Source organism: Vibrio sp. 1751, from assembly GCF_033339895.1.
GTDB classification, from domain to species: domain Bacteria; phylum Pseudomonadota; class Gammaproteobacteria; order Enterobacterales; family Vibrionaceae; genus Vibrio; species Vibrio alginolyticus.
In genome coordinates, this window is record NZ_JAWOVM010000060.1 from 1 (window position 1) to 7,726 (window position 7,726).

6 protein-coding genes and 1 other RNA gene are annotated in these 7,726 nt (G+C 47.2%); all 7 read right to left on the minus strand.

Annotation, left to right across the window (positions count from 1 at the left end; genetic code table 11):
• Positions 1 to 1,083, minus strand: a complete 1,083-nt coding sequence (gene mraY / locus R7041_RS16645) for a phospho-N-acetylmuramoyl-pentapeptide-transferase (RefSeq protein ID WP_005372931.1) — start codon at positions 1,081 to 1,083, stop codon at positions 1 to 3.
• Positions 1,083 to 2,447, minus strand: a complete 1,365-nt coding sequence (locus R7041_RS16650; protein WP_064368981.1) for a UDP-N-acetylmuramoyl-tripeptide--D-alanyl-D-alanine ligase — start codon at positions 2,445 to 2,447, stop codon at positions 1,083 to 1,085. The genes mraY and R7041_RS16650 overlap by 1 nt, the downstream gene beginning before the upstream one ends.
• A complete protein-coding gene (gene murE / locus R7041_RS16655) occupies positions 2,444 to 3,925 on the minus strand; it encodes a UDP-N-acetylmuramoyl-L-alanyl-D-glutamate--2,6-diaminopimelate ligase (RefSeq protein ID WP_064368980.1) in 1,482 nt (493 codons plus the stop codon). The genes R7041_RS16650 and murE overlap by 4 nt, the downstream gene beginning before the upstream one ends.
• 62 nt (positions 3,926 to 3,987) lie before the next feature.
• On the minus strand, positions 3,988 to 5,781 hold the full coding sequence (locus tag R7041_RS16660) for a penicillin-binding transpeptidase domain-containing protein (RefSeq protein ID WP_086046525.1): 1,794 nt from the start codon (positions 5,779 to 5,781) through the stop codon (positions 3,988 to 3,990).
• Positions 5,778 to 6,095, minus strand: a complete 318-nt coding sequence (ftsL, locus tag R7041_RS16665) for a cell division protein FtsL (RefSeq protein WP_005387405.1) — start codon at positions 6,093 to 6,095, stop codon at positions 5,778 to 5,780. Before ftsL ends, R7041_RS16660 begins: the two co-directional genes overlap by 4 nt.
• A 5-nt stretch (positions 6,096 to 6,100) precedes the next feature.
• Positions 6,101 to 7,051, minus strand: a complete 951-nt coding sequence (gene rsmH / locus R7041_RS16670) for a 16S rRNA (cytosine(1402)-N(4))-methyltransferase RsmH (RefSeq protein WP_005372918.1) — start codon at positions 7,049 to 7,051, stop codon at positions 6,101 to 6,103.
• Between the two features lie 175 nt (positions 7,052 to 7,226).
• Positions 7,227 to 7,657, minus strand: an RNA gene (gene rnpB, locus R7041_RS16675) — RNase P RNA component class A.
• Positions 7,658 to 7,726 lie beyond the last annotated feature (69 nt).

A 7,726-nucleotide genomic window follows, 5' to 3' on the forward strand; every position in this document is an offset into this window, starting at 1 on the left:
TTAACGCACTTTCAATGTCGCAAGACCAATCAGAACAAGAACCATAGAAATAATCCAGAAGCGCACGATTACGCGAGGTTCTGGCCAACCTTTCAATTCGTAGTGGTGGTGAATTGGTGCCATACGGAAAATGCGCTGACCACGTAATTTGTAAGAACCTACCTGCAGGATGACTGATAGCGTTTCCATTACAAATACGCCACCCATGATCACCAACACCAACTCTTGACGAACTAGAACAGCAATGGTGCCCAATGCACCGCCAAGCGCTAGTGAGCCCACATCGCCCATGAACACTTGTGCTGGGTACGTGTTAAACCACAAGAAACCAAGGCCTGCACCTACGATTGCTGTACATACGACAACTAACTCAGAAGCATGTGGTAAGTATGGTATATGAAGGTATTCAGAGAAGTTAACGTTACCGGTCGCCCATGCAATAACCGCGAAGCCTGCTGCAACAAGAACCGTTGGCATGATTGCCAAACCGTCTAGACCATCAGTCAGGTTGACCGCGTTACTTGTACCTACAATGACAAAGTAAGTCAGAATGATATACATCAAACCAAGCTGCGGCATGATGTCTTTAAAGAATGGCACCACTAGCTGAGTTGCTGCTGTGTCTTTACCGTAAGCATACAATGCGAAAGCGACGACAAACGCGATCAACGACTGCCAGAAGTACTTCCAACGCGCGATCAAGCCATCGGTATTTTTGCGTACCACTTTACGATAATCATCAACAAATCCGACCGCACCGTAGCCAAGTAAGACTGTCAGTACCGCCCATACGTAAGGGTTGGATAAGTCTGTCCATAGCAAAATCGTGATTGAGATGGCCGCTAAGATCATGATACCGCCCATTGTTGGGGTACCACGCTTACTAAAGTGAGATTCAGGACCTTCGTTACGCACTACCTGACCAATTTGCAGCATTTGCAAACGCTTGATCATGATTGGTCCCATCCATAATGACAGACCTAGAGCGGTTAATACGCTTAGGATTGCTCGAAAAGACAAGTATTCAAACAATCGGAAAAAAGACAGGTATGGCTGTAGCAGCTCGGCAAGCCAAATAATCATTAATAATACTCCTTCAAAGCAGCAGCGACTTCAAACATACGTGCACCGTTCGCTCCTTTCACCAATATCGTATGGTTTTCAGGAACGGCTTGGTCTAGATGCTGCTTGATGTATTCAATCATCTCTTGGTGCGTCTCAAAATGAATGCCTTGGCAAAGATCACTGATCACCTTGGCGTCTGCACCATATGTGAGAACATGTTCAAATTTTTGTGGGGCAGCATGTTCCCCGACTTGACGATGAAGTGCAAGACTTTCCTCGCCCAATTCCGCCATATTACCTAAAATCAGCCAGCGTTGACCTGGGAAAGCGGCCAATAAATCAACTGCCGCTTTCATGGCTGGCACGCTCGCGTTGTAGCTGTCGTCAATCAATTTTATCTTTTCGCTCAGCGCTTCAACCTCGACGCGACCTTTCACTTTGTTCAAATGTTTAAGGCCAGCGCGAACCTCTTCTAATGTGGCGCCCATTTGTAACGCAATAATAGAAGCAGCGATGGCATTCGCAACGTTGTGTTGACCTATAATACCCAGAGACAGTTCAATTTCTTGTGAGCTTGCTGCGATATGTAAGTCAAAGCTTGCTTCACCTGCGGCGTTCAATACGATGTTAGAAGCGAAGAAGTCTGCATCAGTATTACTTTGTGAAAAAGTAATGACTTTCTTATCTGCTAACACTTCATCCCACTTGGCTTCACCATTGCTGTCTAGGTTAACAATCGCAATACCACCAGCTGAAAGGCCTTGGTAGATTTCACCTTTGGCTTGTTTCACGCCATCGATAGAACCAAAGCCTTCAAGGTGAGCGGCGGCTACATTGTTCACTAACGCGATATCTGGTTTTACTAACTGAGTCGTGTAAGCAATTTCACCTATATGGTTAGCACCAAGCTCAATCACGGCATAATCATCATCCTGCTGTGAGCGTAATAATGTCAACGGAACACCAATATCATTATTGAAGTTACCCGCCGTGAATAGCACTTTGCCTTTCAATTGCAGGATACTCGCAACCATTTCTTTTACGGTCGTTTTACCGCAACTTCCGGTGATGGCAACGGTAGGTGTTTGGCATGCTTGATGCGCCCAAGAAGCAAACTCACCCAATGCAAGTTTGGTATCCGACACCACAATTTGCGGCACATTCACATCTAAGCATTTTTCCACGAGTAAAGCACCGGCACCTGCATCTACCGCTTGTTGGCAAAAGTTGTGCGCATCAAAGCGCTCCCCTACTAACGCCACAAATAGAGCCCCACGCTCAATCGCTCGTGTATCAGTAGAAACCGCGTCGATAAATAGATCGTCGCCGAATCGCTCGCCACGAGTGATGTCTGCAATTTGAGATAACGTTACTTTGATCATGAGGTCAATCCTAAAAGTTGCATTGCGGACTCGCGGTCGGAGTAATGAATCGTTTCGCCATTACGAATCTGATAATCTTCATGACCCTTCCCAGCTAACAAGATAATGTCGTTTGGCGAAGCATTTTCAATGGCATAAGACAGTGCTTTGAAGCGGTCATGCTGAACAATCGCTTCAGCAGGTTTTGACAGCCCAGCTAACATGTCTTTCACAATCTGAACCGGGTCTTCGCTGCGTGGGTTATCGTCAGTCAACACCACTCTATCGCCTAGACGCTCTGCAATTTCCGCCATCATTGGGCGCTTACCTGCATCGCGATCGCCACCGCAGCCAAAAATAGCCCACAGCTGGCCTTCACAATGAACTCGTAAAGCTTGCAGCGCTTTTTCTAAAGCATCAGGAGTATGGGCATAATCAACCACGACTTTGGCACGATCCTCAGTTTGGAATAACTCCATTCGGCCGAGTACAGGTTTCAGTTGACCTGCGGTTTCGAGTAACGCTTGTTTCTCTTTACCTAAGCTTAATAAGGTCGCAAAAGCGAGCATTAAGTTGGTTGCATTAAACTCACCAATCAATGGCGCGTGCAATTCACCTGAGCCAAATTTACCATCGAACTTAATAGTAATCCCTGACTCCGCGTAACTGACTTCCGTCGCCCAAATTGCGCTTTCAAATTCAGTGTTCGGTTTGAGCGAAACAGCGACCGCATTACTTAACTGCGACGCCCATTGATGACCTACTTCATCATCAACATTGATAATGGCACGTTCACATTGGTGTTGCGTGAACAACCCAAGCTTTGCATTGGCATACTCTTCCATCGTGCCATGGTAATCAAGATGGTCACGACTTAAGTTAGTAAACACGCCCGCCGCAAATGATAATGCTTTGACACGACCTTGCGTCAGGCCATGGGAAGATACTTCTAGCGCGGTGTATGTGGCTTGTTGATTTGCGAGAGAGGAGAGCGTTTTCTGAATTTCAACGGCATTCCCCGTTGTATTCGCAGCTTGTTGCAAGTTATTGAGGAAGCCATTTCCTGTTGTTCCCATTACCGCCGCTTTATGGTCAAGCAGTTCTAGCCATTGCGCTATTAACTGGGTAATGGTGGTTTTGCCGTTGGTGCCGGTGACACCAATCAAATCCATATCAGGGTAAGCATAGATCTTTCCAGCAATTGCGGATAAACGTTGGTCCAACCTATCAATGTAAATGACGGGAACATCATCAATGATTTCCACCGTACCATGTGTTTTGACATCGCAGGCTTGCGCAAGGGCTGCATTTGCACCTTGCTCAATTGCAGAGGCAATGAATTTACGCCCATCCACAACATGGCCAATCACTGCTACAAACGTGGTTCCAGGTTGAACTCTTCGGCTGTCGAGCTCCAATTCAGAAACAAGAACGGACGATAAGCTAGGGCAATCCACCCAAGGGGAAAGCAGCACGTCCATACTGATGGCTTTAGTCATATTTGTTCTCCGAGCTTTGGCTCAGGTTTTCTTAATTTTGTTTGCTCAGTAAACCACAGGGCTTACTGTTGGAATTTGTTTTCGTCAGGTGCAACATTGAGTATTTGTAGCGCGCCTTTCATGATTTCAGAGAAGACAGGAGACGCTACCGAACCACCATAGTAGTCATCGCCTTGAGGCTCATTTACGATCACCACCAAAGCAATTCGCGGATCGCTAACCGGAGCAAGCCCAGCCGTGTAGGTGATGTACTCATCGCTGTACCCACCAGCAGAAGCTTTACGTGATGTACCCGTTTTCGCTCCCACTCGATAACCAGGAACTGCCGCTCTGCGAGCCGAGCCCCCTTTTTGAGTTACGGTTTCCAACATGTCTAATACTTGACGCGCATACTTCGCACTCACCACTTGACGTGACATGTCATGATCATTGCTTTCAATAATATGAATAGGCTCGTATTTGCCAAGGTTTCCAAGCGTCGCATAAGCATGGGCTAGCTGAATTGGTGTAATTGATAGACCGTAACCAAACGCAATCGTGGCACGCTCAATTGGCGACCAACGAGTTCGTGTAGGAAAAATACCCGTCACTTCCCCAACTAGGTTTAGGCCAGAAAGCTCACCAAAACCCACTGAACTGTACAGCCCAAGAAGCGCCTCTACCGGCATTTGCATTGCTAGCTTCGTCACACCGATATTACTCGACTTTTTAAGGATCGTGGTCAAGCTCGCTTTGCCTACGCGAGAGACATCTCTGACTCGACTACCACCTAAACGTAGGACACCATTACCGGTATCTACGATGGTATCTTTATCGGCTATCCCATTTTCTAAGGCGGCTAAAATAACGAAAGGCTTAATGGTCGAACCGGGCTCCATTGAGTCCGTGATCACTCGGTTACGCATTTGATAGCTTTGCCAATCGCTACGATTATTAGGGTTGTAAGAAGGAGCATTAACCATGGCCAATACGGCGCCCGTTTTTACATCCAACATGACAACGGAACCTGAAGTGGCGCGGTGGTCAGCAACGGCTTGCTTAATCGCACGATACGCAATCGCCTGTAGGCGTTGATCGATGGTTAACTGAAGTGATTTACCTTCTTGCTTGTCTTGCCAAGCAATGTTTTCCACAACACGACCATAACGGTCTTTACGAATAGTTTTCTTACCCGCCGCGCCAGTGAGCCACTCATCGTAGCTACGCTCCACACCTTCTAGGCCATGCCCGTCAATGCCTGTTACACCGACTAAGTGAGCACTAACCTCACCTGCAGGATAATAACGACGAGATTCCGACTTAAGGCCAACACCTGGCAGCTTTAGCTCACGAATATAGTTCGCCATGGCCGGACTGACCTGGCGCTGCAAGTAGATAAAGCGGCGTTTTTCATTGCGCTTGATTTTGTCTATTAACCCTTGTCGGTCAATACCAAGAACATCCGCTAATGCATGCCAACTTTTGGTCTGGCTTAACGCGTTTTCTTTAAATATCGTGGCAGGATCTGCCCAAACCGCCTCAACCGGTACACTGACAGCAAGCGGCTCACCATTTCGATCCGAAATAATACCGCGAGCAGAAGGAATGGATTTAACACGAACCGAACGTAGGTCACCTTGTTTAATCAGGTTATCTGGCTCAATGATTTGGATGTAGGCTACGCGTGCCACCAAAAGGGCAAATGCACAAAAAACAAAAAACAGTAATAGATGGAAGCGCCAACGAATCAAGAAAGATTCTTCGACCGCCACTTTCACTGCTTTGTTATCGGTTTTCTTATCCCCCGTAGCCGCTTTCTCTTTTGCTACAGGTTTACGCTTATTGGCTTGTTTCGTGTTGGATTTTTTTCTAATCATTTGAGCGTGACAACCACTTCTTTATCGCCATCAGGTCGTTTCATTTCAAGTTCTTTTTTGGCAAGGTCTTGAACACGACTGTGTTCCGCGAGGGCAGTTTCTTCCAACATTAAGTTACGCCATTCGCTATCTAACCGTTCTCGTTCAACCAACGTATGGTCTTTCTCGGTGATCGCTTGACGCGCATGGTGGGTAGCAAATACCACTCCCATTGCCGATGCCACGATCAATAGCAACAACAGTAATGGCCAGCGACCAACAGTGAGGAGATCTGTTGCAATCAACTTAGCAAGATTAGGAGTGGGTTTCGTCATAATAATTAAAGCTTTTCCGCAATTCTTAACACAGAGCTGCGCGAGCGAGGGTTCATTTCAATTTCTTGTTTGCTTGGCTTAATCGCTTTGCTCACCGCTTTCATATTCGCACTACCAAGAGCACGAATTTGCTCTTCCGTCATTGGAATACCGTGTGGCACTTCAGGCCCTTTGCTCTCTTTACGGATAAAACGTTTGACCATACGGTCTTCCAGAGAGTGGAAGCTAATCACAGATAAACGGCCTTCAGGAGCCAGAATGCTCGCCGCGCCTTTAAGTGCCGTATCAATTTCTTCTAACTCACTGTTGATGTAAATACGAAAAGCCTGGAAAGCACGAGTCGCAGGGTGTTTTTTCTCTTTAAAACTTTTCGGTGCGGCATCTGAAATCAATTTTGCCAGCTGACCAGTGCGAACCATTGGCTCATTTTCTTCGTCTTCACGGTAGGCAACAATCGCTTTTGCAATACGGCGCGCATGTTTATCTTCCCCAAACTCGCGAATGACCCAAGTGATATCATCGAGGTCTGCTTCCATCAACCATTGAGATACTGGAACACCTGATGTCGGGTCCATACGCATATCTAGCGGACCGTCTTTCATAAAGCTAAAGCCACGCTCTGCGTCGTCTAACTGAGGAGAAGAAACGCCTAAATCCAGCAGAACACCATCCACTTTTCCAACTAGCCCATACTCTTCAGCATACTCAGCAATACCAGAAAATGGACCATGAATAATGGTGAAGCGAGGGTCATTGATTTTGCCTGCCTCAGCGATCGCTTGAGGGTCACGGTCGATACTGTACAGTCGGCCATTTTCACCGAGTTTAGATAGAATTGTCCGGCTGTGACCGCCACGGCCAAATGTTCCATCAATATAGACGCCGTCTGGTTTGATAGCTAAGCCATCAATGGATTCATTTAATAACACGGAAATATGTTGGAAGGTTTCGGTCATAGCTTTCTCGTTGAATGATCTTGAAGCGATTCTTTAGTGTACTGATTTCCTACATCATCGCCACCACAAGTCTAAAGTTAGACGTGATTTACGCCAAGTTTATTGGTAATGACATAGTTTGCGTCAATTAAATGCAAAAAACCCATCACTACCGAAGTAGAGATGGGTCTCGAATAGGTGGAGCCGACACATAAGCCGGGTTCTGTTCCGCTTGCGCGGCGGTAGCCATTCGTCTAGGCCAGCAATCACTCACTGGCTCGAGCAACCTACCCGCCTCCTTACGCGAGCAACGCAATGTGGAGGCCTATTTGGTCTTGCTTCAGGTGGAGTTTACCCTGCTACGAACTATTGCTAGTCGTCCGGTGCGCTCTTACCGCACCCTTTCACCCTTACCTGTACCCTTACGGGCCATCGGCGGTCTTCTCTCTGCTGCACTTGTCGTAGGCTTGCGCCTCCCAGGCGTTACCTGGCACCTTGCTCTATGAAGCCCGGACTTTCCTCCCCTTTGTCAGTCTCCCGAAGGACGTCAACGTCAGTCTCCCAAAGGGACTTCGACGTCAGTCTCCCGAAGGACATCAACAAAGCAGCGACTACCCAGTCAGCTCCGAGGGCGGATTGTATAGAGTTCTCACTTCAGAGTCTAGTTAGATCACAGATATGATGAAATGAATGCAC

Excerpts from the sequence above, each read along its gene's own strand:
- mraY (WP_005372931.1), bottom strand. The coding sequence starts at position 1,083 with ATGATTATTTGGCTTGCCGAGCTGCTACAGCCATACCTGTCTTTTTTC.
- R7041_RS16650 (WP_064368981.1), bottom strand. The coding sequence starts at position 2,447 with ATGATCAAAGTAACGTTATCTCAAATTGCAGACATCACTCGTGGCGAG.
- murE (WP_064368980.1), bottom strand. The coding sequence starts at position 3,925 with ATGACTAAAGCCATCAGTATGGACGTGCTGCTTTCCCCTTGGGTGGAT.
- R7041_RS16660 (WP_086046525.1), bottom strand. The coding sequence starts at position 5,781 with ATGATTAGAAAAAAATCCAACACGAAACAAGCCAATAAGCGTAAACCT.
- ftsL (WP_005387405.1), bottom strand. The coding sequence starts at position 6,095 with ATGACGAAACCCACTCCTAATCTTGCTAAGTTGATTGCAACAGATCTC.
- rsmH (WP_005372918.1), bottom strand. The coding sequence starts at position 7,051 with ATGACCGAAACCTTCCAACATATTTCCGTGTTATTAAATGAATCCATT.